This is a genomic window from Halomonas alkalicola (assembly GCF_030704205.1).
In the GTDB taxonomy this organism is placed as follows: domain Bacteria; phylum Pseudomonadota; class Gammaproteobacteria; order Pseudomonadales; family Halomonadaceae; genus Halomonas; species Halomonas alkalicola.
Genome location: NZ_CP131913.1, coordinates 2,138,943 through 2,160,059, shown reverse-complemented (window position 1 = coordinate 2,160,059; position 21,117 = coordinate 2,138,943). Strand labels below are relative to the sequence as shown.

21 protein-coding genes, 1 tRNA gene and 1 pseudogene are annotated in these 21,117 nt (G+C 68.8%); 6 read left to right on the top strand and 17 right to left on the bottom strand.

Annotated features, from left to right (window positions below; translation table 11 throughout):
• Positions 1-9: 9 nt before the first annotated feature.
• Genes B6N23_RS10340 through B6N23_RS10320 form a run of 5 tightly spaced genes read right to left on the bottom strand, consistent with a single transcriptional unit; the run spans position 10 to position 4,752 of the window.
• Positions 10-777: a Crp/Fnr family transcriptional regulator gene (locus tag B6N23_RS10340; RefSeq protein ID WP_305498523.1), complete on the bottom strand. Its 768-nt coding sequence runs from the start codon at positions 775-777 to the stop codon at positions 10-12.
• 26 nt (positions 778-803) lie between these two features.
• Entirely contained in the window at positions 804-1,685 is an 882-nt protein-coding gene (gene ccmI / locus B6N23_RS10335; RefSeq protein WP_110069473.1) for a c-type cytochrome biogenesis protein CcmI, read from the bottom strand.
• Positions 1,686-1,703: 18 nt separating this feature from the next.
• On the bottom strand, positions 1,704-2,177 hold the full coding sequence (locus tag B6N23_RS10330) for a cytochrome c-type biogenesis protein (RefSeq protein ID WP_305498520.1): 474 nt from the start codon (positions 2,175-2,177) through the stop codon (positions 1,704-1,706).
• A complete protein-coding gene (locus tag B6N23_RS10325; protein ID WP_110069471.1) occupies positions 2,174-2,764 on the bottom strand; it encodes a DsbE family thiol:disulfide interchange protein in 591 nt (196 codons plus the stop codon). The genes B6N23_RS10330 and B6N23_RS10325 overlap by 4 nt, the downstream gene beginning before the upstream one ends.
• Positions 2,761-4,752 (bottom strand): heme lyase CcmF/NrfE family subunit, encoded by a 1,992-nt coding sequence (locus B6N23_RS10320; protein ID WP_305498515.1) that lies wholly within the window; start codon positions 4,750-4,752, stop codon positions 2,761-2,763. Before B6N23_RS10320 ends, B6N23_RS10325 begins: the two co-directional genes overlap by 4 nt.
• A gap of 355 nt (positions 4,753-5,107) precedes the next feature.
• Here B6N23_RS10320 and B6N23_RS10315 point away from each other — a divergent pair, with 355 nt between their 5' ends.
• Together B6N23_RS10315 and B6N23_RS10310 are read left to right on the top strand one after the other, a co-directional pair.
• On the top strand, positions 5,108-5,653 hold the full coding sequence (locus B6N23_RS10315) for a peptidylprolyl isomerase (protein WP_439649846.1): 546 nt from the start codon (positions 5,108-5,110) through the stop codon (positions 5,651-5,653).
• A 22-nt stretch (positions 5,654-5,675) separates the two neighbouring features.
• On the top strand, positions 5,676-6,044 hold the full coding sequence (locus tag B6N23_RS10310) for a DUF6164 family protein (protein ID WP_169956299.1): 369 nt from the start codon (positions 5,676-5,678) through the stop codon (positions 6,042-6,044).
• A 117-nt stretch (positions 6,045-6,161) separates the two neighbouring features.
• On the opposite strand, the gene ahpF is transcribed toward B6N23_RS10310, so the two are convergent.
• The 5 genes from ahpF to B6N23_RS10285 form a co-directional block, all read right to left on the bottom strand.
• A complete protein-coding gene (ahpF, locus tag B6N23_RS10305) occupies positions 6,162-7,718 on the bottom strand; it encodes an alkyl hydroperoxide reductase subunit F (RefSeq protein ID WP_305498510.1) in 1,557 nt (518 codons plus the stop codon).
• 166 nt (positions 7,719-7,884) lie between these two features.
• Complete coding sequence (ahpC, locus tag B6N23_RS10300; protein ID WP_305498508.1) at positions 7,885-8,448, bottom strand: alkyl hydroperoxide reductase subunit C; 564 nt, start codon at positions 8,446-8,448, stop codon at positions 7,885-7,887.
• Between the two features lie 138 nt (positions 8,449-8,586).
• Positions 8,587-8,991: a ribonucleotide reductase subunit alpha gene (locus B6N23_RS10295; RefSeq protein WP_302139888.1), complete on the bottom strand. Its 405-nt coding sequence runs from the start codon at positions 8,989-8,991 to the stop codon at positions 8,587-8,589.
• A 276-nt stretch (positions 8,992-9,267) separates the two neighbouring features.
• Positions 9,268-10,308: a proline racemase family protein gene (locus B6N23_RS10290; RefSeq protein WP_305498502.1), complete on the bottom strand. Its 1,041-nt coding sequence runs from the start codon at positions 10,306-10,308 to the stop codon at positions 9,268-9,270.
• On the bottom strand, positions 10,305-11,513 hold the full coding sequence (locus B6N23_RS10285; protein WP_305498500.1) for an alcohol dehydrogenase catalytic domain-containing protein: 1,209 nt from the start codon (positions 11,511-11,513) through the stop codon (positions 10,305-10,307). Before B6N23_RS10285 ends, B6N23_RS10290 begins: the two co-directional genes overlap by 4 nt.
• A 258-nt stretch (positions 11,514-11,771) precedes the next feature.
• Between B6N23_RS10285 and B6N23_RS10280 the strand changes: the two genes are divergently transcribed.
• Together B6N23_RS10280 and B6N23_RS10275 are read left to right on the top strand one after the other, a co-directional pair.
• Entirely contained in the window at positions 11,772-12,494 is a 723-nt protein-coding gene (locus B6N23_RS10280; RefSeq protein WP_305498498.1) for an alpha/beta fold hydrolase, read from the top strand.
• Between the two features lie 25 nt (positions 12,495-12,519).
• Positions 12,520-13,512 (top strand): sensor domain-containing diguanylate cyclase, encoded by a 993-nt coding sequence (locus B6N23_RS10275; RefSeq protein ID WP_305498496.1) that lies wholly within the window; start codon positions 12,520-12,522, stop codon positions 13,510-13,512.
• Positions 13,513-13,610: 98 nt separating this feature from the next.
• Here B6N23_RS10275 and B6N23_RS10270 read toward each other — a convergent pair.
• A tRNA-Arg gene (locus B6N23_RS10270) sits at positions 13,611-13,687 on the bottom strand.
• Positions 13,688-13,932: 245 nt separating this feature from the next.
• On the opposite strand from B6N23_RS10270, the gene B6N23_RS10265 reads away from it, so the two are divergent.
• Positions 13,933-14,769 carry a c-type cytochrome gene (locus B6N23_RS10265; protein ID WP_305498493.1) on the top strand — a complete coding sequence of 279 codons (837 nt, stop codon included), beginning with the start codon at positions 13,933-13,935 and terminating at the stop codon, positions 14,767-14,769.
• Positions 14,770-14,893: 124 nt separating this feature from the next.
• Here B6N23_RS10265 and rep read toward each other — a convergent pair whose 3' ends face one another.
• The 5 genes from rep to pyrE form a co-directional block, all read right to left on the bottom strand.
• Entirely contained in the window at positions 14,894-16,969 is a 2,076-nt protein-coding gene (gene rep / locus B6N23_RS10260; protein WP_305498492.1) for a DNA helicase Rep, read from the bottom strand.
• Positions 16,966-17,457, bottom strand: coding sequence for a tRNA (uridine(34)/cytosine(34)/5-carboxymethylaminomethyluridine(34)-2'-O)-methyltransferase TrmL (gene trmL, locus B6N23_RS10255; protein ID WP_305498490.1), 492 nt, complete (start codon positions 17,455-17,457; stop codon positions 16,966-16,968). Before trmL ends, rep begins: the two co-directional genes overlap by 4 nt.
• Positions 17,458-17,544: 87 nt before the next feature.
• Positions 17,545-18,099, bottom strand: coding sequence for a YfaZ family outer membrane protein (locus B6N23_RS10250; protein ID WP_305498488.1), 555 nt, complete (start codon positions 18,097-18,099; stop codon positions 17,545-17,547).
• A 36-nt stretch (positions 18,100-18,135) separates the two neighbouring features.
• Positions 18,136-18,693 (bottom strand): YfaZ family outer membrane protein, encoded by a 558-nt coding sequence (locus B6N23_RS10245; RefSeq protein ID WP_234251628.1) that lies wholly within the window; start codon positions 18,691-18,693, stop codon positions 18,136-18,138.
• A 3-nt stretch (positions 18,694-18,696) separates the two neighbouring features.
• Positions 18,697-19,407 (bottom strand): orotate phosphoribosyltransferase, encoded by a 711-nt coding sequence (pyrE, locus tag B6N23_RS10240; RefSeq protein WP_305498484.1) that lies wholly within the window; start codon positions 19,405-19,407, stop codon positions 18,697-18,699.
• Positions 19,408-19,499: 92 nt separating this feature from the next.
• Here pyrE and B6N23_RS10235 point away from each other — a divergent pair, with 92 nt between their 5' ends.
• Entirely contained in the window at positions 19,500-20,267 is a 768-nt protein-coding gene (locus tag B6N23_RS10235) for an exodeoxyribonuclease III (RefSeq protein WP_305498483.1), read from the top strand.
• A 104-nt stretch (positions 20,268-20,371) separates the two neighbouring features.
• Here B6N23_RS10235 and rph read toward each other — a convergent pair.
• Positions 20,372-21,111 (bottom strand): annotated as a pseudogene (rph, locus tag B6N23_RS10230) (ribonuclease PH).
• Between the last annotated feature and the right edge of the window lie 6 nt (positions 21,112-21,117).

Genomic DNA, 21,117 nt, shown 5'->3' with positions numbered 1-21,117 from the left:
AGCGTTGACTTATGTCATGGGTCGTGACGAAACGGCGTCCAGCCCCCGGCTGCCGCTGAGGCCGGGGCAGGCGGGCAGGGGGCGCGACTCTCCCCCGCGGACCAGCTGGCGCAGGGCCGGCAGGTCCTCAAGGTGGACGCAGTTGCGCTCGCAGCGCACGCCGAAGGCCCGCAGGCGCGCCATGGCCCGGGAGAAGCTCTCCGGCTTCATGCCCAGGCGAGCGGCGATCAGCATCTTGTCGCAGGGCAGGCTGACGGTGGCACGGGGGGCATCGTCGGGGCATAGCGAGAGCAGGAAGGCCGCCAGCCGCTGGTGAGTCGACTGGTTGGTGAGCTGGTCGAGCTGCAGCACCAGCGCCCGCAGCATGCCGGTCAGGTTGGCCAGCAGGTTGAGCGTCAGGCCGTGGTGCTCGTGCAGGGTGTCCAGGAAGGGCTCGGCCGGAAAGACCAGCAGTCGAGCGTCCTCGGCCACGCCGGCGTTCACGGGGAAGCCCTGGCGGTCGAACATCGCCGCCTCGGCGAAGGAGTCGCCGCGGGTGAAGAGCCCCACCATGCATTCGCTGCCATCGGGGCTGTCGCGGTAGAGCTTCACCCAGCCGTCGAGCACCACGAAGAAGCGATCGGCGGGCTCGCCCTGGGCGAACAGCCGGGTGCCGCGGGGGCAGCAGCGCTCATGGGCACCCCGCGCCAGCAGCGCCAGGGTCTCCTCGGTGAGGCCGGTGAACAGCGGCACCTGATGCAGGATGCGCAGGGTCTCCCGGGTGAAGCGGACTGTCATCTTGGCCTCCTTGACCCTTTCCCGGGCTAGCGCAGCGTCATTTCCGCCAGGTTGCCGCGGATCACCTCGGCCTCGGCCGACTCCGCGGGCAGCACCGCCAGCAGGCGCTCCCAGTAGGCGCGGGCCTCGTCGAAGGCCTCGTCCTGGTAGGCGCGGGTGCCGGCAAGCCACAGCCCCTGGGCGTGCTCGGGGTCGATGGCCAGCGCCTGCTCGATCAGCGCCGCCGGCTCACCCGCAAGCCCCCCCTCGAGCTCGGCCAGCACATCGGCGTAGCGCACCAGCACCTCGGGGTCACGGTCGCCACCGTGGCGCAGCGCCTCGCCGAAGGCGCGGCCGGCGGCCTCGAACTCGTCGAGGAAGGTCAGCGTCCGGCCCAGCAGCACCCAGCCCTGGAGGTCGGCCGGGTCCTGGGCCAGGCGCACCTGCAGCCCCTCCACCAGCCGGGTGAACTCGCGGGTCATCTCCTCGTCGCTGGGCTCGACCTGCTCGGGCGGCATCGTCACCTGGCCGGCCGGAGCGCGGGCGGCGAACACCTCCTCGCTGTAGCCCACCGAGAGGTAGGTGCCGATGGCCAGGAAGGGCAGCAGCGCCATGCTGGCCACGGCGGCGACCTGGGCCAGGCGGCGCTGGCCGCGGCCCTCACTGCCGGCGCCGGCATCGGCCTCCAGCACACCGCTGTCGAGCAGCTCGCGCTCCAGGTCGGCCAGGGCGCGGGCGTGGCGCTCGGCGGTCAGGGTGCCGGCCGCCAGGTCCTGGTCGAGCTCGGCGACGCGGTCGCGGTGCACCGCCAGCAGCACCTCGCGGCGATCGGGGCCGGCCGCGCGGGGTTCACGCAGCAGCGGTATCAGCACGAAGGCCAGGGCCAGCAGGCAGAGGCCCAGGGCCAGCAGCAGGAAGACGCCATTCATCTCGTCGGACCTCCGGGGTCAGTCGCCACGGCGCAGGCGCTCCAGCGCCGCACGCTCCTGGTCGGTGAAGTGGGGCTCGTCATCGGGCCGGGCGCGCCGGCGCATCACCTGCCACCAGACCAGCAGGCCGCCGCCGAAGAGCAGGAAGGGGCTCGCCCAGAGCAGCGCCGTATTGGCCTGCAGCGGCGGCCGGTAGCGCACGTAGTCGCCGTAGCGCGCCACCATGAAGTCGACGATGGCCTCGGCGGACATGCCGTCCCGGGTCATCTGGTAGACCCGCCGGCGCATGTCGGCGGCGAGCTCGGCGTTGGACTCGTGGATCGTCTCGCTCTGGCACACCGTGCAGCGCAGCTCCCGGGTCAGCGCCTCGTACTGCTGGCGCTGGGCCTCGCTGTCGAAGGCAAGCGGCTCGCCGATGGCCGTGGCCAGGGCGATGCCGGGCGAGAGCGCCAGCGCCAGCAGCATGAGCAGGCCTGCCAGCCAGCGGTTCATGACGCCCTCCCCGCCGACTCGGCGCCCAGTTTCTCCGTCGTCCGCTGTTCGGCTCTCAGCTTCTCGGCTCTCAGTTTTTCAATCAGGGGCAGCACCTCGTCGAGGAGCAGCTGGCGGCTGAGCGGGCCGATGCGCTTGTAGCGGATGATGCCCTCGGCATCGAGCACATAGGTCTCGGGGGTGGCGTAGACGCCCCAGTCGATGCCGGCATCCCCCGCGGGGTCGTAGGCGATGGTGCGGTAGGGGCTGTCGGTCATCTCCAGGTAGCGCAGCGCGGCGTCGCGCTCGTCCCGGTAGTTGAAGGCGTGGATGGGGATGCCGCCGCGGGCAAGCTCCATCAGCAGCGGCTTCTCAGCGCGGCAGGTGCTGCACCAGGTGGCCCAGACGTTGACCAGCGCCACCTCGCCGATGAAGTCCTGCTCCGTCAGCAGCACCTCGGGATCCTCCAGGGCCTCCAGGGTGAAGGCCGGCGCCGGCTTGCCCACCAGGGGCGAGGGCAGGTCCCGGGAGTTGAGCCCCAGGCCGAGCAGCAGCAGGCCGAGCAGCGCCATCACCGCTACCAGCGGAATCAGCAGCTTGAGCTTCATGAGGCGGTCACCTCCCGACCGACGCCCGGCGTGGCCGCTGGCTCGCGCTCGCGGCGCCGGGCCAGCCGATAGCGCTTGTCACAGGCCGCCAGCAGGCCGCCCAGGGAGAGCAGGATGGCACCGCTCCACATCCAGGCCATGTAGGGCTTGTAGTAGAGACGGAAGCTCCAGGCATCCCCCACCAGCCGCTCGCCCAGGGAGACATAGACGTCGCGGGTCGCCGCGCGATGCAGCGAGGCCTGGTGCATGGGGTTCTGGGGCTGGGTGTCGTAGTAGCGGCGCTGGGGCAGCAGGGTGGCCACCGGGCGGCCGTCGCGGGTCACCGCGACCACCGCCTGATCGGCGTCATAGTTGGGCCCGCGCACCTCCTCCATGCGCAGCAGGGTGAACTCGAAGCCCGCCGCCGCGGTGGTCTCCCCCGGCTGCATGCGCACGTCGCGCTCCACCTCGTAGGTGTTGACCATAGCGATGGCGACCACCACCAGCGCCAGGCCCACGTGGGCCAGGTGCATGCCCAGGAAGCTCGGGCGCAGCACCCGGCGGACGCGCGTGGCCAGGGGCTGGCGGCCGGCGAGGCGCTTGCGGATATCGAGCAGCGCGGTGAGGATGATCCAGCTGCCCAGCATCAGCGACAGGGCGGTGAGCGGGCGCCAGGCGCCCAGGGTGAGCGGCCACAGGCCGCCGGCCACGACGCTTGCCAGCAGCACCCAGCGCAGCTGGCGCACCACCTCGGCGGGGGTGGCCTGCTTCCACATCACCGTGGGGCCGAGGCCCACCAGCAGCAGCAGCGGCAGCATCAGCGGCGCGAAGACGGTATCGAAGTAGGGGGGGCCCACCGAGATCTTGCCCAGGCCGAAGGCGTCGAGCACCAGCGGGTAGAGGGTGCCGATGAAGACCGCTGCGAAGGCCACGGTGAGCAGCACGTTGTTGGCCAGCAGCAGCGACTCCCGGGAGAGCCAGTGGAAGCCGCCGCCCAGGCCGACCCGGGGCGCCCGCCAGGCGTAGAGGGTCAGCGAGCCCAGCAGGGTCGCCGCCAGCATGGCGAGCAGGAAGACGCCTCGGTCCGGGTCCGTGGCAAAGGCATGCACCGAGGTGATCACCCCGGAGCGCACGATGAAGGCCGCCAGCACGACCAGCGCGAAGGTGATGATCGCCAGCATCAGGGTCCAGACCTTGAAGCCGCCGCGCTTCTCGGTCACCGCCAGGGAGTGCAGCAGGGCGGTGGCGGTGAGCCAGGGCAGGAAGGAGGCGTTCTCCACCGGGTCCCAGAACCACCAGCCGCCCCAGCCCAGCTCGTAGTAGGCCCACCAGGAGCCCATGGCGATCCCCAGGGTGAGGAACACCCAGGCCACCGTGGTCCAGGGCCGTGACCATCGCGCCCAGGCGGCGTCCAGGCGGCCGCCCATCAGCGCCGCCATGGCCAGGGCGAAGACCACCGCAGTGCCCACGTAGCCCATGTAGAGCAGCGGCGGGTGCAGGATCATGCCCGGGTCCTGGAGCAGCGGGTTCATGCCGCGGCCATCCAGGGGACCGGGCACGATGCGGTCGAAGGGATTGGAGGTGAAGACCGTGAAGGCGATGAAGGCCACCGAGATCATGCCCATCACCGCCAGCACCCGTGCCAGCATCTGGCGGGGCAGCGCGCGGCTGAAGCGCGCCACCGCCACGCCCCAGAGGCCGAGGATCAGCACCCACAGCAGCAGCGATCCCTCGTGGCCTCCCCACACCGCGGTGATCTTGTACATCAGCGGCTGGCTCAGCGCCGAGTGGCTGGCCACGTAGCGCACACTGAAGTCATTGGCCAGGAAGGCCCAGGTCAGCACGCCGTAGGCGATCGCCAGGAAGACGAACTGGCCGCTGGCCAGGAAGGCCCCCGTGCGCATCAGCCGCAGGCTGCCGGTCTGGGCACCCACCAGCGGCAGCACGCTCTGGATCAGCGCCAGGCAGAGCGCCAGGATCAGCGCAAAGTTACCGAGTTCCGCCACCATCTGCTGTTCCCTCCCGCCACCGCTGAGGCCCGGCCGACCGGGCCTGGATTCACCGGGCCGGCGGCTGGCGCCGACCCCCATGCAGGGAATGGTCGGGGAATCCCCCCTTAAGATCCATACTCGATACCTCTTTTCGGGCGGGGCCGTGACCCATGTCAAACATTGCCGAACGCTGCCTCAACGCACATGAAAGACGGACGCTGACAGGGCCTCGGCGGGGCGTTATGCTGGGAACCCTGTTTTCCTGACCCTCGATTTTCACAACCCTCGATCTTCACAACCCTCGATTCTCAAAACCATGGTGACCCGCCCCGTGAAACGTCCGCTGATCCCCGCCCTGCTGCTCGCCGCCGCCCTGCCCCTCGGCCTCGCCGTCACCACGGCCCAGGCCGAACAGGCCGCACCCGATGTCATCCTGCACACCAGCCACGGTGCCATCGGCATCGAGCTGTTCCAGGCCGAGGCCCCGGAGAGCGTCAACAACTTCCTCACCTATGTGCAGGAGGGCCACTACGACGGCACCATCTTCCACCGGGTGATCGACGGCTTCATGATCCAGGGCGGCGGCTTCGACGAGGAGATGCGCCAGAAGGCGACCCGCGACCCGATCACCAACGAGGCCGACAACGGCCTGAAGAACCGCCGCGGCACCCTGGCCATGGCACGCACCGGTGACCCCCACTCCGCCACCGCCCAGTTCTTCATCAACGTCGCCGACAACGGCTTCCTCGACCACGCAAGCCCGCAGTCGGGCCAGACCTGGGGCTACGCGGTGTTCGGCCAGGTGGTGGAGGGCATGGAGGTGGTCGACGCCATCCGCCGCGTGCCCACCGGCAGCCGCGGCCCCTTCCAGGACGTGCCCCGCGAGCCCGTGGTGATCGAGCGCGCCGAGCTGCCCTGAGCCGGCCAGACAGGAGAGCATCGTGGCAAGACTGCTGTTCCGGCTGGGCAACGTGCCCGACGCCGAGGCCGAGGAGGTGCGGGCGCTGCTCGAGGCGCACGGCTTCGACACCTACGAGACCCGGGCCGGCTTCTGGGGCCTCGGCGTGGCGGCCATCTGGCTGCGTGACGAGGGTCAGTTCGAGGCGGCCCGGGAGGCCCTCGACGCCTATCAGCAGGGCCTCACCGAGCGGGTTCGCCAGGAGCGCGACGACCTGGCCGAGCGCGGCGAGGCGCCGACCCTGTGGACGCGCCTGCGCCACCACCCCATCCGCATGCTGCTGGTGGCTGTGGCAGTGGGGGCGATACTGGCCCTCACCCTGCTGCCCTTCCTCTGGCTGATCTCTCGCTGATCGGCCAACACCTGGCAACACGCCAAACCATGCAAACGACGACGCCCCCGCAGGCCAGGCCTGCGGGGGCGTCGCTGTGACGGGCGGGGGCCGGGAAGAAGAGCCCGGCCCCGCCGATCAGCTGCGGATCAGGTGGTCGAAGGCGCCCAGCGCCGCCTTGGACCCCTCGCCCATGGCGATGATGATCTGCTTGTAGGGCACGGTGGTCACGTCGCCGGCGGCGAAGATACCGGGGAAGCTGGTGGTGCCGTGGGCGTCGGTGATGATCTCGCCGCGCTCGGAGAGCTCCACCGGGGAGCCCTTGAGCCACTCGGTGTTGGGCACCAGGCCGATCTGCACGAAGATGCCTTCCAGGTCGAGCTTCCTGATCTCGCCGCTGGCGCGCTCCTCATAGGTGAGGCCGTTGACGCGCTGGCCGTCGCCGTTCACCTCGGTGGTGCGGGCGCCGAGGATGATGTCGACGTTGGGCAGGCTCTTGAGCTTCTTCTGCAGCACGGCGTCGGCGCGCATCTCGTCCATGAACTCGATCAGGGTCACGTGGCCGACGATGCCGGCCAGGTCGATGGCCGCCTCGACGCCGGAGTTGCCGCCGCCGATCACCGCCACGCGCTTGCCCTTGAACAGCGGGCCGTCGCAGTGGGGGCAGTAGGCCACGCCCTTGTTGCGGTAGTCGGCTTCGCCGGGCACGTTCATCTCGCGCCAGCGGGCGCCGGTGGCCAGGATCAGGGTCTTGCTCTTGAGGCTCGCGCCCGACTCGAACTGCACCTCGTGCTCGCCGCCCGGCTGGGCCGCCGGCACCAGCTTGACCGCACGCTGCAGGTTCATGATGTCGACCTCATACTCCTTGACGTGCTCCTCCAGCGCGGCGGCCAGCTTGGGGCCCTCGGTGTGGGAGACGGAGATGAAGTTCTCGATGGCCATGGTGTCGAGCACCTGGCCGCCGAAGCGCTCGGCGGCAACGCCGGTGCGGATGCCCTTGCGCGCGGCATAGACCGCCGCCGCGGCGCCGGCCGGGCCACCGCCCACCACCAGCACGTCGAAGGCGGCCTTGTCGTTGAGCTTGGCGGCCTCGCGCTTGGCGGCGCCGGTATCCACCTTGGCCAGGATCTGCTCCAGGCTCATGCGCCCCTGATCGAAGGGCTCGCCGTTGAGGTAGATGCTGGGCACCGACATCACCTGGCGCTGCTCCACCTCGTCCTGGAACAGGGCGCCGTCGATGGCCACGTGGCTGACGACCGGGTTGAGCACCGCCATGAGGTTCAGCGCCTGCACCACGTCGGGGCAGTTCTGGCAGGAGAGCGAGTAGTAGGTCTCGAAGTGAAGCTTACCCTCGAGGCCCTTGACCTGCTCGATCACATCAAAGCCGACCTTGGGCGGATGACCGCCCACCTGCAGCAGCGCCAGCACCAGGGAGGTGAACTCGTGGCCCATGGGCAGGCCGGCAAAGACCACGCCGGTCTCCTCACCGGGGCGGTTGATGGCAAACGACGGCTTGCGGGCGTCCTGGCCGTCGAGCTTCAGGGTAATCTTGTCGCTCAGGCCGGCGATATCGGTCAACAGACCGTGCAGTTCCTGAGACTTGGCGCCGTCATCGAGGGAAGCGACGATCTCGAACGGCTGGGTGACCTTCTCCAGATAGGCTTTGAGCTGGCTTTTCAGATTGTCGTCCAACATGACAGCGGTTTCCTTCATGTTCGCGAAACAGGGTCACAAGGGGGCCGTGCGAGCACCGAGGGCGTCGCGAGGGCGATCTTGTGAGGGGGTAGGAACACCCGGGCGGAAGTGCCCGGGTGGGGAGCGGCGAGGCCCGGGGCGGGGCCTCGCGGCAGGGGCAGATCGTTTAGATCTTGCCGACCAGGTCCAGGGACGGAGCCAGGGTCTTTTCGCCTTCCTTCCACTTGGCCGGGCAGACTTCGTTCGGGTTGTTGCGAACGTACTGGGCGGCCTTCAGCTTGCGCAGGCTCTCGGTGACATCGCGAGCGATGGCGTTGTCGTGGATCTCCAGGGTCTTGATCACGCCGTCCGGGTCGATCACGAAGGTGCCGCGCAGGGCCAGGCCGGCTTCTTCGATGTGCACACCGAAGGCGCGGGTCAGCTGGTGGGTCGGGTCGCCGACCAGCGGGAACTTGGCCTTGCCCACTGCCGGGGAGGTCTCGTGCCACACCTTGTGGGAGAAGTGAGTGTCGGTGGTGACGATGTAGACTTCGGCACCGGCCTTCTGGAACTCCTCGTAGTGGTCGGCAGCGTCCTCTACCTCGGTCGGGCAGTTGAAGGTGAAGGCGGCCGGCATGAAGATCACGACGGACCACTTGCCCTTCATGTTCTCTTCGGAGATCTCGACGAACTCGCCGTTGTGGAAGGCGGTGGCATTGAACGGCTTGATTTCGGTGTTGATCAGGGACATTCGACAACGATCCTCTAGACTTTGGTATGAGGGGTGACCGGAATACGGAAGGGATGGTAGCCCGCATCCGCCGATAGCGTAAATTGAATGGTGGCATCGAGGTGATAATTCAACCCTATGGGTGATGACACCCCGATGTCAGCCGATCTGGACGGCCTCGCCCTGGCGATCCAGCGCCAGGAACTGCTCGACGTTGCCCATCTTGAGCGACTCTACCATGCGGTTGAGCTGGGCCTCGGCCTGCTCCGCGCTCGGCGCCTCGCCGCCGCGGCCGGAGAGCGCGCCAACGAAGACGATGTCCCACTCGATGCCGGTCTCCTTCGACTCCGCCACCAGGGCGGCCATGTCGCTGAGCTCCACCGGCGCCTTGTCGACGCAGAGCACCGGTGTCAGCACGCCGCCGACGCCCTGCTCGAAGTTGCGGCGCTGCTCGGCGGTGGGGTTGTCGGGCAGTTCGGCCCGGGTGAAGACGAACAGCAGCCGCTGGGCGTCGGGCTGCAGGCGGGCCTCGCCGAGCAGATCGGCAAAGTTGGTGATGGCCAAGGGAACCTCCGGGGCGAAAGCGTGATGGATGAGCGCCAGCCTGCCCCCTTTCGCGCGGGGGCTCAAGGGGCTGGCGGGTCAAACGGCTACGTCAATATGGATGGGACAAGGATGCATAGCTATCACCGCCGGATAGCCCGCTCGGGGCTGTTCCGGCGACAAGCCTACGGGGAGGCGCTGTGAACCCATCCCTGGGCGCTACCGATGCCATCCCTGGCATAGGACCTCCCCTTCGACTTGTCCCCGGCGCCCCTGGCTTGGCGGCTTGCGTGGGACTCAGCCCTGGCGGGCGGAGAGGATGGAGGAGAGGCCGTCGCAGGCCACCAGGGGGTCGTCGCAGTTGACCACCACCTCGGTGTGGCCGAGCACAAAGGCCTTGCCGGTAATGGTGTTCTCCACCACGGCGTGGGACCCCTCCTGGCGGGTGCCGGTGAAGGTGCCGATGAAGCCGGTCTCGCGCAGGGAGACGGTCTCCAGCCGGTCGCCGGGGCGGATGCGCCCCTCGTGGTTCATCAGCGCCAGCCGCGCCGAGGTGCCGGTGCCGGTGGTGCTGCGGCAGATCACTCCCGGGTGAACGTAGGTAGTGGAGCGGGAGCGGTAGAAGTCGTTGGCCACCTGCTCCACCGGCCCCATGAAGTGCAGGAAGGGCAGCGGGCCCACGTCGCCCAGGGTGTAGTGGGAGAAGCCCCGCTCGGCCTGGATCGCCTCGACGATTCGGTGGGCGCACTCCGCGAGGCGCCGCTCCTCCTCCCGCACCAGCGAGAAGCCGAGCTCGGTGGCATCCACCAGGGCGTAGAAGCCGCCGCTGTAGGCCACCGAGTAGGTGACATCCCCCACCTCCGGCACATGGATCGACGCGCGGTAGGTGTCGATGTAGCTGGGCAGCCCCTCGCAGGTGATCGCCTCCACCACGCCGTTCTCCACCCGGGCCTCGATCTGGACCCGGCCCGCCGGGGCCTCGAGGGTGAAGTGCTGCACTCCCTCCCGCTTGGGCACGATGCCGGCCTCGAGCACCGCGGTGGCGGTGCAGATGGTGTTCGAGCCCGAATAGATCGGGTAGCCCATCACCTCCATGATGATGTAGCCGGCGGCGGCCTCGGGGTCGGTGGCCGGCACGATCAGGTCCACTGACATCTCGGGGATGCCGTAGGGCTCGAAGAGCAGCAGCTTGCGCAGGCCGTCGGCGTCGTCGCGCAGGTAGTGCATCTGGTCGCGCACGGTATCACCGGGCAGCGGCGCGATGCCGCCGAGCACGATGCGGCTGACGTCGCCGCCGGCGTGGGTGTCCATCATCTGGAAGGTCAGCGGGCGGCTCATGGGCGCGGCTCCTGGGTGGCGGAGGGCTGGCTGGTAGAGAAAGAGACAAGGGCGAAGGGGGCGCCGTGCTCCTCCCACTGGCTATCGGGGACGATGACGATCTTGCCCAGGAAGTTGCTGCCACGGCTGACGAAGTAGCGCTCGGCCTCGTGCAGCGCGGAAAGCGGGAAGGCGGCATGCAGCACCGGCCTGAGCTCGCCCGAGCGGATCCAGGCGATAAGCTGCTCCGCCTCCTCCCGGGTGCCGTGGGAGACGCCGAAGATCTGCACCTGGTAGAGGTAGATGCGCGTCCAGAGGATCTCCGAGATATTGCCGCCGCTGGCCCCGGCGATGGAGAGCCGCGGGTAGGTGGTCCGCGCCTTCATGTCGTGGATCATGGTGTCGATGAACAGATCGGTCATCTCGCCGCCGACGAGGTCCATCACCGCATCAACCGGCGCGCCGCCGGTGGCCTCGAGCACCCGGGGCACGAAGGTAGCCAGGTCGCCGCGGTCGATAACCGCCTCGGCGCCCAGCGCCTTCAGCGCCTCGGCCTTCTCCGGCTGACTCACCGCAAAGGGAATCGCCCCGACGATGCGGCAGAGCTGGATCAGCGCCGTGCCCACCCCGCCGCTGGCGCCGGAGACCAGCACCCGCTCGCCGGCGGCGACGTTCGCCGAGGTCATCATGTGGTAGGCGGTCTGGTAGGAGCACATCCCCATGGCGGCGAGCTCGGCGTCGCGCAGTTCCGGATTGGGCACGTGATGGAACTGGTCCGAAGGCACCGCCACGTACTCGGCGAAGCCGCCGTCGGCGCCATGGCCGTAGTAGTCCGGGGTCAGGTTGATGTCGCGGCGGGCGTCGGCGTAGAGGTTGAAGTCGAGCAGGCCGCGCTCGCCGATCCGCGCCGGGTCGACCCCCTCGCCCACAGCCGCCACGCGCCCGGCGATATCGGCGCCCTGGATGCGCGGGAAGGTCAGGGTCGGCTCGCCGCCCATGGCAAACGACGTCACCTGGCCCTTCTTCACCGGGTAGAGCCCCTCCCGGGCCTTGCGGTCGGTGTTGTTCTTGGCGGTGGCGGTGACCCGCACCAGCACCTCGCCCGGCCCCGGCCGGGGCACCGGCACATCATCGCGGTAGACCAGCCGGTCGACGTCGCCGTGCCCGGTCAGCAGCATGGCCGACATGGTGGCGGGAAGGGATGCATCGGGGGTGTTGCCTGCCATCTGCGGCCTCCTCTTGTTGGGGTCACTTGCAGGGCTTCCGGCCGGATGCCGGAAGCGTCGATATGCAACGAGACGATAGCAGAGGCGTCCCGGGCTGACCGAGGGGGCCACCCGGCATTTCGGCCACCCATTCTTTCTGTTCTTGCCGCCCGGAAGTTGCGATTCTTTCGGCGCGCCGCGGCTGGCGCCGGGCCGAGGAGAAATCAACGCTGCCGATGCGCTACCCTGAGAGCGAACGCCACGCCACCAGACCGGACCATGACCCGCAACCTGACCCGCAGCCTGACCCAGCGACTCAATGTGACCCGGCATGGGCGCGGTGCCATCCCGGTGGTGATGGTCCACGGCTTCGGCTGTGACCAGACGGTGTGGAGCCGCCTGCTGCCGCGCCTGGAGTCCGACTACCAGCTGATCCTGCTCGACCTGCCCGGCTTCGGCGCCGCCGACCCCGCCGCCTTCGATCCGCAGCGCCACGGCACCCCCGCGGGCCATGCCGAGGACCTGGCCGCCCTGTGCGAGGAGCTCCAGCTCGAGGGGGCGATGATGGTGGGGCACTCCATCGGCGGCACCATCGGCATGATGGCCTCGCTGCTGCGCCCCGGCACCTTCGACAAGCTGTGCCTGATCTGCAGCTCGGCCCGCTACCTGGATGAGCCACCCCACTATCGCGGGGGCTACAGCGAGGCGGAGCTCGACGGGCTGATGCAGCTGATGGAGCAGAACTATCTGGACTGGGCCGGCGCCCTCTCCACCATCGCCCTGGGCGATGCCGGCACGCCGAGCCACCGACACGACCTGCAGCAGCGACTGCTCGCGGTGTCCCCGGAGGTGCTGCGCCCCCTCGCGCGCAGCATCTTCTTCGGCGATACCCGCCACCTGCTCCCCGGGGTGGGCGTACCCAGCGTCGTCGTGCAGACCGCCCACGACGCCATCAGCTCACCGACCCGGAGACCCTGGCCTGGGTGCTGCGGGGCTGCCTGACCCTTCAGGACCACTGAGGCGCTGCATGCCCATAGGCCCCACCGAACTGGCCCACTTCTGGGATCTCGCCCCCTCCGGCCATGCCGTGATCGATGAGCACGGCATCCTCCTGGCCACCAACCGCACCCTGGCCGACTGGATGGGAGAGCCCGCCGCCGCGCTGGCCGGCCGCCCCGCCAGCGACCTCTTCACCTCGACGGCCCGCGTCCTCTACCTGGGCCTGCTGGCCTATCGCCTGGCCGAGCGCGGCCGGGCGGAGGAGGTCCACCTCGAGCTGGCCGTGCTAGGAGCGCCCCCCCTGCCGGTGCTGTGCAGCGGGCGGCGCATCCGCTACCGGGGGGCTCACCTCATCCTGCTGACGCTGCAGGAGTTCTCTCGCAAGCATGCCCTCGAGAAGGAGATGCTGGCGTCCCGCCAGGCCAGTGAACGGGTCCTCAGCCAGCGGGAGGCGGCCATCGCCGAGCTGGAATCCCTCGGCCGCACCCTGGAGGCGCGGCGCCTGGAACTCGAGGCCATCAACCAGCGCCTGGGCCACGAGGCCACCACCGACCCGCTCACCGGGCTGCCCAACCGGCGACGGCTGGACGAGGCCCTGCTGGGCGCCATCCGCCACGGCGAGTCCCGGTCACACCACGGCAGCTTCAGCCTGGCGCTGCTGGATGTGGATCACTTCAAGCAGATCAACGACCGGCATGGCCACTCCGCCGGCGACCGGGTCCTCGCGCGCCTGGCCGCCCTGCTCGAGGCCACGCTGCGCGGCGACGACCTGGCGGCCCGCATCGGCGGCGAGGAGTTCGCCCTGCTGATGCCGCACACCCCCATGCCGGCGGCCCGCAGCGCCATGCAGCGGCTGCTCGAGGCGATCCGGGCCCATGACTGGGAGGGGCTGAGGGTCACCGTCAGCAGCGGGCTGACCGATTTCCGGCCCGGTGACACGCCACAGACGATGCTGGAGCGCGCCGACCGGGCGCTCTACGCGGCCAAGGCCGCGGGACGGGATCGCATCGCCGACGGCTAGAGACAGATGGGCTAGATAACGATGCAGAGGAGCGGAGGAGAAGTGCTGTCCCGAAAACACGAAAGGGCCTGCGACATCGTCGCAGGCCCTTGAATTCGTGGCGCGCCCGACAGGATTTGAACCTGTGACCCCTGCCTTCGGAGGGCAGTACTCTATCCAGCTGAGCTACGGGCGCGCAGTGCCTGGTGAAGACACCAGGCGGTCGACATCCTAACCGCCTCGCTGGCGCCTGTCCAGCGCGGGCCGGGCGCGTCGCCTGGGCCTCTCATGCGAATGGCGGGGGGTGCAGCATTTTCCAGCCGCCGGGGATGCCGGTATACTGGACCGCACTAAAATATGCGTCATGGCGTCTTCCGGCCGTATCGGCAACCGGGCCTGCGCCGCGAATAACTTCTACAGGACCGTCAAGAGGTGGTGAGAGTGAAATCCAGCAAGCTGATCATGGGGTGCCTGGCCACCCTGGGCCTGACCGCCGGCATGGCTACCGCCCAGGCCAACGTCGACCGTGACGCCATCGCCGAGCGTCTCAAGCCGGCGGGCCAGCTCTGCCTGCAGGGCGAGGACTGCGGCACGGCGGCCTCCGCGGACGCCGCCCCGGCGGCCAACGGCAACGGCGCCGACAGCATCGACGGCGGCGCGATCTACAACCGCGTCTGCATGGCCTGTCACGAGACCGGTGCCGCCGGCGCTCCGGTGCGCAGCGATGATGACGCCTGGGCGGCACGTATCGATCAGGGCTGGGATACGCTGCTCGACCACTCCATCAATGGCTTCAACGCCATGCCGGCTCGCGGCGGCAACCCCAACCTCTCCGATGACGAGGTCGCCGCGGCCACCGCCTACCTGCTCGAGCCGGTGATGGACGTGCCGGAACTGGACGGCGCGGCGGACGAAGCGCCCGCCGAGGAAGCCCCGGCCGAAGAGGCTGCCGTTGAGGAAGAGGCCGCCAGCGACGAGGCTACCGAAGAAGCCGCCGCCGAGGATGACGCCAATGGCGACGCCCCCTCCCATGCCGGCATCGACGGCGAGGCGATCTACAACCAGGCCTGCATGGCGTGCCACATGACCGGTGCCGCCGGCGCCCCGATCCGCGGCAACGCCGACCAGTGGGCCGCCCGCATGGAGCAGGGCATGGAGACCCTCTATGACCACTCCATCAACGGCTTCAATGCCATGCCGGCCCGTGGCGGCTTCACCAACCTCAGCGACGATGAGGTGAAGGCCGCCACCGACTACCTGGTCGAGCCGGTTCGCTAGGCTTCCCCGCAGGGGAACAGCAGCGGGGCGCCTGTCGGCGCCCCGCTTGCGTTTGTGGCTCCCTCCCGTGGCAGCATCCGGACTCGGCGGCCCAATAACGCGCCTTCAGCTCAGCAGAGAGCCCTCAGCCCAGCAGAGAGCGCAGGCCGGCGATGGCATCCTGGCCGCGGGCCTGCTTCTTGTCCGGATCCTCGCGGTCCGGCCGCCCCTCCCACTCCAGGTCATCCGCCGGCAGCTCGTCCAGGAAGCGGCTGGGCGCGCAGTCCATCAGCTCACCATAGGCCTTGCGCTGGCGGGCCAGGGTCAGGGTCAGGGTGCGCCGGGCCCGGGTGATGCCCACGTAGGCCAGGCGGCGCTCCTCCTCCACGGTGCCCGCCTCGATGGCGTTGCGATGGGGCAGCAGCTCCTCCTCCAGCCCCATCAGGTAGACGTGGGGAAACTCCAGCCCCTTGGAGGCGTGCATGGTGAGCAGCTGGACGCGGTCGGTGTCGTCCTCCTCGGCCTGCTGCTCGAGGATATCGCGCAGCACCAGCCGGGAGATGGCCGCCTCCACGCTGTCGGTCTCGGTCTCCTCGGAGGCCATGCTCTCCTCGGGGTCCGACTGCATCGACTTCTCGAGCTGGTCGATCAGGATCCAGACGTTGGCCATGCGCCGCTCGGCGATGGTGGGGGCGCTGGCGTTCTGGTAGAGCCAGGCCTCGTAGTCCATCTCCCGCAGCATGTCGCGGATGGCGGCGATGGCGTCGCCCTGGTCCATGCGCCGCCGCACCCCGTCGATGAAGTGGGTAAAGCGCCCCAGCCGCTCCACCGCCCGTGTCGGAAGCACCTGTTCCAAACCCAGTTCATGGCAGGCGGCAAACAGCGAGATGCCGCGTCCGGTAGCCGGGTCGTTGGCATAGTTGGCCAGCTTCTCCAGGGTGCCGGGGCCGATCTCCCGGCGCGGCACGTTGACGATGCGCAGGAAGGCGTTGTCGTCCGCCGGGTTGATCAGCAGCCGCAGGTAGGCCATGGCGTCCTTGATCTCGTTGCGCGAGAAAAAGGAGGTGCCGCCGGAGAGCTTGTAGGGCACCTGGTAGTGCTGCAGCTTGAGCTCCAGCAGCCGGGCCTGGAAGTTGCCGCGGTAGAGCACGGCGAAGTCACGCCACTCGGCCTTCTCCTTGATGCGCCGGGTGAGGATCTCGCTGGCCACCCGCTCCGCCTCGGCCTCCTCGTGGCGGTTGACCACCACGCGGATCGGCGCCCCCTCGCCCATCTCCGACCAGAGCGTCTTCTCGTAGACGTGGGGGTTGTTACTGATCAGGGTATTGGCGGCGCGCAGGATGGTGCCGGTGGAGCGGTAGTTCTGCTCCAGCTTGACCACCTGCAGGCGCGGGAAGTCCTCGCCCAGGGTCACCAGGTTCTCGGGCCGCGCGCCGCGCCAGGCGTAGATCGACTGGTCGTCGTCGCCCACCACGGTGAAGGTCTGGCGCTCCCCCATCAGCAGCTGCACCAGCTGGTACTGGCTGACGTTGGTGTCCTGGTACTCGTCCACCAGCATGTAGTGGATGCGCTTGCGCCAGCGGGCCAGGGCCTCGGGGTCGTCGCGCAGCAGCACCACCGGCAGCAGGATCAGGTCGTCGAAGTCCACCGCGTTGTAGGCCTTGAGGTGGCGGTTGTAGGCCTCATAGACCCGGGCGGCGAAGAGCTCGTCGTCGTCCGCGGCGTGGGACATCGCCTGGCCCGGCAGCACCAGGTCGTTCTTCCAGGCCGAGATCTGGTGCTGCACCGAGTTGATCGCCTCGGCGTCCACCTGGGCGTCCTTGTGCATCAGGTCGCGCAGCAGCGCCTTGGCGTCCTCGGGGTCGAAGAGCGAGAAACCCGCCTTGTAGCCCAGCGCCTTGAGCTCGCGGCGGATGATGTTGAGCCCCAGGGTGTGGAAGGTGGAGACGGTGAGCCCGTGCCCCTCGCGCCCCTTGAGCATCTGCCCCACCCGCTCCTTCATCTCCCGGGCGGCCTTGTTGGTGAAGGTCACCGCGGCGATGCGCCGGGCGCTCATCCCGCAGGCCTGGACCAGGTAGGCGATCTTGGTGGTGATCACGCTGGTCTTGCCGGAGCCGGCGCCGGCCAGCACCAGGCAGGGGCCGTCAATATAGCGCACCGCTTCCTGCTGGCGGGGGTTGAGCCGGGCCAGGCGCTGCTGGATGGTGACAGGGGCATTCATCGCACGGGCCTCGCAGAGTCCACCGCTGCCGCGCCGGGAAAGCCCTGCTGTCGCCAGGCCTCATAGACCAGCACCGCACAGGCGTTGGAGAGATTCAGGCTGCGGCTCTCCTCGCGCATGGGGATGCGCAGCCGCTGGGGCTCGGGCAGGGCATCGAGCATCGCCTGGGGCAGGCCGCGGGTCTCGGGGCCGAACACCAGGGCATCGCCCTCGCCATAGGCGGGCTCATGATAGCCGGTGCGGCCCCGGGTCGACACGGCGAATACCCGCGCCGGTGCGGCCGCCTCGAGGTAGGCCTCCCAGTCGGGGTGCACCCGCACCGCCGCCCACTCGTGGTAGTCGAGCCCGGCACGGCGCAGTCGCTTGTCGTCCAGCACGAAGCCCAGCGGCTCGATCAGGTGCAGGCGAAAGCCGGTATTGGCGCACAGCCGGATCAGGTTGCCGGTGTTGGGCGGGATCTCGGGCTGGTAGAGGACGACATCGAGCATGGTGGTTCCGGTAGGGGCCCCGGTGGAACGCAGGCGGGCCCCATGACGGGGCCCGCGATCATCGGCGGCGGCAGGCGGCGGGAGCGGTCAGAAGCGCAGGCGCACGCCGACCTGGGCACCGCGATCCAGGGTGCGGGTGCCGGCATCGTTGTCGAAGTCGGCGCCCAGCTGGCGCAGGCCCAGGTAGCCATCCACGTTGGGGGTGAAGGCGTAGCGGGCGCGCACGCCGATCTCGTAGCCGTCTTCCAGGTCGCGGCTGGATACCACGCCGGGGGTATAGAAGCCGTAGCCGCCCAGGGAGACCTCGGGCAGGTTGGGCAGGTAGACATAGCCGTAGCCGCCCAGCCCCAGGCCACCGCCCTTGCCGTAGTCGGTGTCGTACTGGGTCCAGCGCGCGCCCACGCCCACCTCGTGGTCACGGGTGTGGTTGGCGGCCATCAGCTGGGCGTGGAATACCGTGGCGTCCTCGCGATACTCGCTGTGGACCACGCCGCCACCCAGGCTGATGCCGTCCACCACCTCGCCGGCGGCCTCGAACTGCACCGCATCCGGCCCCAGGTTGAGATCCAGGCCCGCGGCGAAGGCGCCCTGTGCCAGGAAGGATGTCAGCAGGGCTGCGCCCCATGCGTAGACGTTGTTCATCGTTCTCCCCTTGCCATCACGCATTGTTGTCGGTGTTTAGAAACCTACGCTCACGCCCATTACCCAGCCGCTCTCGAGCCGCCTGGAGCCACCCCCATCGCCGTCGAAATCGGCCTTGTAGTACCGGTAGCCACCGGTCAGGAAGCTGTTGCCGAGCACCCTGAAACGCAAGTTCGCCCCGTATTCGTAGCTCTCGTCCACGTCGCCGTGCGAGAGCGCCGAGGGGAAGTAATGGGCATAACCGCCCAACGACAAGCGCGGTATCGTCGTCGGAATGTAGGCGCTGCCGCTCACGCCCAGGTTGCCGCCATCGCCGTAATCGGTGTCGAGATACTGGTAGCGGGCGCCGAAGCTGACATCGACCAACGGCGTATAGGGCGTGAACATCAGCGAGCCGGAATAGGCCCGGGCATCGCCGCCGCTATCGTCGCTCGAGTAGTAGCCGGCCCCGGCGTGCAGTCCCGGCACGATCCGTTGGGTACCCTGGATGCTGTAGGAGTTCTCGCCCACCGTGGCCCCGAGACTGAGTGCGTGGGCCTGCTGGCTCATGGCCGCCACGGTGGCGGCGGCTGCAATCAAGGCATGCTTCTTCACTGATCAATCCCCTTGTGTGTCGCGACCCGATGGACCCTGCAGGGTATCGATGCCATAGCGGTTCCCATAGTCGCGAATCGCGTCGGCGTATTGGCGTAGTGCGCCGCCGTGATTTTCCAGATAGGCAAGCACCATATCCAGGGTGACGATACTGATCACCGGCATACCGTAGGTCTGCTCGACCTCCTGGATGGCGCTTTGCTCGCCCGTGCCGCGCTCCTGGCGGTCGAGCGCGATGATCACGCCGGCGGCCTCGGCACCGGCCGCCTCGATCAACGTCATCACCTCGCGAATGGCGGTGCCGGCGGTGATCACGTCGTCGATGATCAGGATACGCCCGGCCAGCTCGGCACCGACGATGTTGCCGCCCTCGCCGTGACTCTTCGCCTCCTTGCGATTGAAGGCGAAGGGCAGATCGCGGTCGTGATGGTCGGCCAGTGCCACCGCGGTGGTGGCCGCCAGCGGAATGCCCTTGTAGGCGGGGCCGAAGAGCACGTCGAAGGCCGGGGCACGGTCGACGATGGCGCGGGCATAGAAGCGCCCCAGCCTCGCCAGGGCGCCGCCGGTGCGGAACAGCCCGGCGTTGAAGAAGTAGGGGCTGACCCGACCCGACTTCAGGGTGAACTCGCCGAAGCGCAACACCCCCTGCTCGATGGCGAACTCGATGAATTCACGCTGGTAGTCCTGCAGCGCAGGCGTGCCGGAATGCTCCACCGCTGGCTCCTATCACCTTTATTGGCCGTAGCCATTTACCCAAACGTCGAAACGTCGGGTATCATACACGCGCGACGGTAAAGGGACCACGTATGAAAATAGCAACAGTCAATGTCAACGGCATCCGCGAGGCCGTCGGTCGAGGCTTTCTCGACTGGCTGGCCAGCCAGGATGCCGATGTCGTCTGCGTCCAGAACCTCAAGGCCAAGAGCTTCGAGCTGGACGACAGCATCCTCTACCCGGAAGGCTACGAGGGCTACTTCCTCGACGCCGAGCAGGACGGCTTCTCCGGGGTGGGGATCTACTGCCGGAAGATTCCCAAGGCCATCATGTACGGGCTGGGCTTCCCCCAGTGCGACCATGAGGCGCGCTTCCTGCAGGCCGACTACGACCGCTTCAGCATCGCCAGCTTCCTGATGCCCGACGGCAGCGATTTCGCCGCCAAGGAGGCCTTCATGGCCCAGTATCAGGAGTACCTGAGCAAGATGGCTCGCAAGCGCCGCGAGTACATCATCTGCGGCACCTGGCATATCGCCCACAAGACCATCGACCTGGAGAACTGGGCCGACAACCAGGACACCCCCGGCTTCAAGCCCGAGGAGCGCGCCTGGATGGATCAGGTCTTCGGCCCCACCGGCTTCATCGACTGCTTCCGCGAGATCAACCGCGACGCCGGCGAATACACCTGGTGGCCCAAGCTCGACCAGGACGTGCCGCGCTCCCGCCAGGAGGGCTGGCGCATCGATTACCAGGTGGTGGGCCCCAACTTCCGCCGCCATGTGGTGGACGCCTGGGTCGACTACGACGCCACCTTCTCGGAGTTCGCCCCGCTGATCGTCGAGTACGACCTGCCGATCTGACGCCCCTCCCCGTCGCCGTTCCGGTTCACCGGAACGCAGCACGCCGGCCATCGTGGCCGGCGTGCTGCGTTAAGGGACCTTGCCCGGCGCCCTTCGCTTCCCGCTTACCGCGGGATGCCCAACGCCTCGCGCTGGTGGTCGAAGAGCTGGTTGCCCGCGTTCTCGGCCAGCTCCAGCATGGCGTTGAGCTCGGCGCGGCTGAAGGAGCCCTTCTCGGCGGTGCCCTGCACCTCGATCAGGCTGCCGTCCTCGGCCATCACCACGTTCATGTCGGTATCCGCCCCGCTGTCCTCGGGGTAGTCCAGATCCACCACCGGCACCCCCCCCTGAAGAGCCCCACGGAGACCGAGCACACCAGCTGCACGAAGGGGTCGCTCTTGATCAGCTTCTTGCGCTGCAGGTAGCGGATGGCGTCCACCAGCGCCACGCAGCCACCGGTGATGGAGGCGGTGCGGGTGCCGCCATCGGCCTGGATGACGTCGCAGTCCACGGTGATGGTGAACTCGCCGAGCTTCTTGAGGTTGAGCGACGCCCGCAGCGAGCGGCCGATCAGGCGCTGGATTTCCAGGGTGCGGCCGCCCTGCTTGCCGCGGGCCGCCTCGCGACCGCCGCGGGTGTGGGTGGCGCGGGGCAGCATGCCGTACTCGGCGGTCACCCAGCCCTGGCCCTTGCCGCGCAGCCAGCGCGGCACGCCGGGCTCGACGCTGGCGTTGCACAGCACCTTGGTGTCGCCGAACTCCACCAGCACCGACCCCTCGGCGTGGCGGGTGTAGTCGCGGGTCAGGCGGATCTCGCGGGGCTGCTCGGGCGCACGGCCGCTGGGGCGTCGAAACGGAGTGGACATATCACC

Coding starts and splice junctions, on each gene's coding strand:
- B6N23_RS10340 (WP_305498523.1), bottom strand. CDS start 777: ATGACAGTCCGCTTCACCCGGGAGACCCTGCGCATCCTGCATCAGGTG.
- ccmI (WP_110069473.1), bottom strand. CDS start 1,685: ATGAATGGCGTCTTCCTGCTGCTGGCCCTGGGCCTCTGCCTGCTGGCC.
- B6N23_RS10330 (WP_305498520.1), bottom strand. CDS start 2,177: ATGAACCGCTGGCTGGCAGGCCTGCTCATGCTGCTGGCGCTGGCGCTC.
- B6N23_RS10325 (WP_110069471.1), bottom strand. CDS start 2,764: ATGAAGCTCAAGCTGCTGATTCCGCTGGTAGCGGTGATGGCGCTGCTC.
- B6N23_RS10320 (WP_305498515.1), bottom strand. CDS start 4,752: ATGGTGGCGGAACTCGGTAACTTTGCGCTGATCCTGGCGCTCTGCCTG.
- ahpF (WP_305498510.1), bottom strand. CDS start 7,718: ATGTTGGACGACAATCTGAAAAGCCAGCTCAAAGCCTATCTGGAGAAG.
- ahpC (WP_305498508.1), bottom strand. CDS start 8,448: ATGTCCCTGATCAACACCGAAATCAAGCCGTTCAATGCCACCGCCTTC.
- B6N23_RS10290 (WP_305498502.1), bottom strand. CDS start 10,308: ATGAGCCGCCCGCTGACCTTCCAGATGATGGACACCCACGCCGGCGGC.
- B6N23_RS10285 (WP_305498500.1), bottom strand. CDS start 11,513: ATGGCAGGCAACACCCCCGATGCATCCCTTCCCGCCACCATGTCGGCC.
- B6N23_RS10280 (WP_305498498.1), top strand. CDS start 11,772: ATGACCCGCAACCTGACCCGCAGCCTGACCCAGCGACTCAATGTGACC.
- B6N23_RS10275 (WP_305498496.1), top strand. CDS start 12,520: ATGCCCATAGGCCCCACCGAACTGGCCCACTTCTGGGATCTCGCCCCC.
- rep (WP_305498492.1), bottom strand. CDS start 16,969: ATGAATGCCCCTGTCACCATCCAGCAGCGCCTGGCCCGGCTCAACCCC.
- trmL (WP_305498490.1), bottom strand. CDS start 17,457: ATGCTCGATGTCGTCCTCTACCAGCCCGAGATCCCGCCCAACACCGGC.
- B6N23_RS10250 (WP_305498488.1), bottom strand. CDS start 18,099: ATGAACAACGTCTACGCATGGGGCGCAGCCCTGCTGACATCCTTCCTG.
- B6N23_RS10235 (WP_305498483.1), top strand. CDS start 19,500: ATGAAAATAGCAACAGTCAATGTCAACGGCATCCGCGAGGCCGTCGGT.